General features: G+C 41.5%; 1 protein-coding gene. It reads right to left on the reverse strand.

The features are described from left to right. Positions 1–213: 213 nt before the first annotated feature. On the reverse strand, positions 214–951 hold the full coding sequence (locus MTBBW1_RS27200; RefSeq protein WP_080810140.1) for an ATP-binding protein: 738 nt from the start codon (positions 949–951) through the stop codon (positions 214–216). Positions 952–1,003: the final 52 nt, after the last annotated feature.

Genomic DNA, 1,003 nt, shown 5'->3' on the forward strand with positions numbered 1-1,003 from the left:
TTCTTTTCGCAATTAAAGCATCGTGCCAGATTGGTTTTTGGATTGATTCCAGTGTTCTGTTCATTGCAGACGGGGCAACTAAACCGATATATTCCTGTCCGGTTTGATGAGGGGATAGACAGAGCTTCAATCACTCTGTCTATTGGGATGTTATTTCGAAGGGAGAACAGATGTTGACGGGTATAACGAGGTGAAGTCATGCCATTTCACCTGCTACACGGTTTCCAGCTTTGATCTCAGGCTCATGCAATTTTTCATATTAATTACATGGCTGCATTCGGTTAACCGGTCTAAGAGTGCGGCAGTCAACTGGGCATTTTTCAAAAAAGATTCCCATTCTTCAAACCCGAGATTTGAAGTGATCAGGGTGCATTTTGTCTTATGGCGTTTGTGCATCAGAGTAAAAAACAACCCAACCTGTACCGGTTCTATTTCTATAAATCCAAGTTCATCTATAAGCAGACAATCGTAAGATGCAAAGGTCTTCAAGACTTTGGATTCCGTGTGATCGGCAATGGATTGATAGAGGGTTTCCACAAGTTCCGGGAACAAAATAAACTTCCCTCTGTACCCTTTGTTTATCGCCTGGGTGAGAAAGGCTGTGGCCAAACCTGTTTTACCTGTACCTGTCGGGCCGACCCAGATTATATTACGCTGCTTCAGCATATAATCAAAAGAATCATAGATCGAGAGAACCTTCTTCCTGTTTAGCTTTGTCTGTCTGTCAAAAGGAAAAGTCTCAATCTCATATGGTTCCGGGATATTGGCATGGGCAATCCTTCTTTTTCTGGCATTATCATGTTTAATTTTATATTCTTGTTCAACAACGTAGGTAAGCAGACGAACCGGCGAGAAATTGCCTTGTTCAGCAATCTCCATGTAATGATCCCAATTGGCAAGTAGGCCTCGAAGACCTATGTATTTCATCATTTGTTCAAGTTTTTCGTCCATTTATTCCACCGTATCATTGTTGCTGTCTGAAGACTTTTTATAAACTGACAAA

The sequence above is a fragment of the Desulfamplus magnetovallimortis genome, from assembly GCF_900170035.1.
Lineage (GTDB): Bacteria > Desulfobacterota > Desulfobacteria > Desulfobacterales > Desulfobacteraceae > Desulfamplus > Desulfamplus magnetovallimortis.